Source organism: Streptomyces flavofungini, from assembly GCF_014650815.1.
In the GTDB taxonomy this organism is placed as follows: domain Bacteria; phylum Actinomycetota; class Actinomycetes; order Streptomycetales; family Streptomycetaceae; genus Streptomyces; species Streptomyces flavofungini.
Map to the genome: position 1 here is coordinate 1 of NZ_BMVR01000056.1, position 2,569 is coordinate 2,569.

The 2,569-nt window shown below is 75.8% G+C and carries 1 protein-coding gene; it reads left to right on the forward strand.

Annotation, left to right across the window (positions count from 1 at the left end):
* A partial coding sequence (locus tag IE274_RS39075) for a SpnB-like Rossmann fold domain-containing protein (RefSeq protein ID WP_190120711.1) occupies positions 1–2,569 on the forward strand: 2,569 nt, incomplete at both ends.

Below are 2,569 nucleotides of genomic sequence, written 5' to 3' on the forward strand. Positions count from 1 at the left end.
CCGCCCCGGGCCGGACACCTTCCTCACCGCCCTCGCCCAGCTCCACGTGCGCGGCATCGCCGTCGACTGGACGCCGCTGTACGCGCCCGTGGAGTCCCGCGACCGCGTCGATCTGCCCACGTACGCCTTCCAGCACCAGAGCTACTGGCTGCACGCCCCGGCCCTCACCGGCGACGTCACCTCGGCCGGGCTCACCGACGCCGACCACCCGCTGCTCGGCGCGGCCGTCCAGGTCGCCGGGAGCGACGCCCGCCTGTTCACCAGCCTCCTCTCGGTCGACGCGCACCCCTGGCTCGCCGACCACGTCGTCGCAGGCCGGACGCTCCTGCCCGGCACGGCCTTCGTCGAGCTGGCCGTGCGCGCCGGTGACGAGGTCGGCTGCGACCTGCTCGACGAGCTGATCCTCGAAGCCCCGCTCGTGCTGCCCGCCGACGGCACCGGCGTCCAGCTCCAGCTGTGGGTCGAGGAGCCGGACGACGCCGGACGCCGCCCCTTCACACTGCACTCGCGCCGCCAGAACGACGTCCCCGACGAGCCGTGGACCCGGCACGCCGCCGGTGTGCTCGCCACCGCCGACCCGGCGGCCGCGCGGCCCACGGGCGCCGCCACCGGCCTCGCCCAGTGGCCGCCGACCGGCGCCGTCGCCGTGGACACCGCCGACCTGTACGCGGGCTTCGCCGCCGCGGGCCTCGGCTACGGCCCGGCCTTCCAGGGCGTACAGGCGGCCTGGCGCCTCGGCGACGAGGTGTTCGCCGAGGTCGCCCTCGCGGACGGACAGCGCGACGAATCGGCCGACTACGGGCTGCACCCGGCGCTCCTCGACGCGAGCCTGCACGGCCTCGCCCTGACCGCCGTCGGCGACGACGACGCGGCGGGCGCGCGCCTGCCGTTCTCCTGGACCGGCGTGACCCTGTACGCGACCGGCGCCTCGGCGCTGCGCGTCCGCCTCACGCCCGCCGCGTCCGGCGCCGTGTCCCTCACCCTCGCCGACGTCTCCGGCGAACCCGTCGCCACCGTCGACTCCCTCGTCCTGCGCGCCCTCGCGGCCGGGGACCTGGACACCGGGTCCGGCGACGACGACTCGCTGTTCCGCGTGGACTGGACCGTGGTGTCCGCGCCCGCGCCCGCCACGAGCGGCCCGTACGCCGTCCTGGGCGCCGACGAACTCGGCCTGCGCGCCGCGATCGCGGCCACCGGCGCGACGGTCACCGCGTACGCCGACGTGGCCGCCCTGGCCGCCGCCGTGCGCGACGGGGCCACGCTGCCCGAATCCGTCTTCGTGACGCGCGTCGGCGAGGCGCACGACGGCGACACGGCCGGATCCGTACGCGCCTCCCTGTACGGCACGTTGGGCGTCGTGGGGGAGTGGCTGGCGTTCGACGACGGCGCCGACGCGCGACTCGTCGTCGTCACCTCCGGCGCCGTGGGCGTCGGCTCCGGCGATGTCGTGTCGGGGGCGGGCGTGGTGGACGCGCCCGTGTGGGGCCTCGTGCGGTCCGCCCAGTCGGAGAACCCGGGGCGGATCGTCCTGGTGGACCTGGACCCGGCGGCGAACGGCGGCGAGCAGTCGTCCGCCCTGCTGCCCGGCGTCCTCGAACTGGACGAGCCGCAGGTGGCGGTGCGCGGGGACGTGGTGTGGGTGCCGCGCCTCGTGCGGACCGTCGGCGGGGTGCTCGACGTTCCGGCGGGTGAGTCCTGGCAGTTGGGGGTCACGGGCCGGGGCACGCTGGAGAACCTGGCGCTGCTTCCCGTCGCCGACGACGCCGAGGAGTTCGGCGGCAGGGCCCTCGCGGTGGGCGAAGTACGGGTCTCCGTGCGCGCCGCCGGAGTCAACTTCCGCGACGCCCTCATCGCCCTGGGCATCTACCCCGGCGAGGCCCAGATGGGCACCGAAGGCGCGGGCGTCGTCGTCGAGGTCGGACCGGACGTCACGGACCTGACCGTCGGCGACCGCGTCCTCGGACTCATCGACGGCGGCTTCGGGCCGCTCGCGGTCGCCGACGCGCGCATGCTCGCGCCGATGCCGGAGGGCTGGTCCTTCGCCCAGGCCGCGGCCGTGCCCACGGTGTTCCTCACGGCGTACTACGCGCTGCGGGACCTCGCCGCCCTGGAAGCGGGCGAGTCGATTCTCGTGCACGCCGCCGCCGGTGGTGTGGGCATGGCCGCGACGCAGCTCGCCCGGCACTTCGGCGCCGAGGTGTACGGCACGGCCAGCACCGGCAAGTGGGACGTGCTCCGTGCGTCCGGCATCGAGGACTCCCGTATCGCCTCCTCGCGCACGCTCGACTTCGAGGCGTCCGTCCTCGCGGCCAGCGACGGCCAGGGCGTGGACGTGGTCCTCAACTCCCTGGCGCGGGAGTTCGTGGACGCCTCGCTGCGGCTGCTGCCGCGTGGCGGGCGGTTCGTGGAGATGGGCAAGACCGACCTCCGCGACCCCGGAGCCGTGGCCGACGCCCACCCGGGCGTCGCGTACCGGAGCTTCGACCTCGCCGAGCTGTCCCCCGACCGCGTTCGGGAGATGCTGGCGGAGGTCCTGGAGCTGTTCGGGCAGGGGGTGTTGACGCCGCTG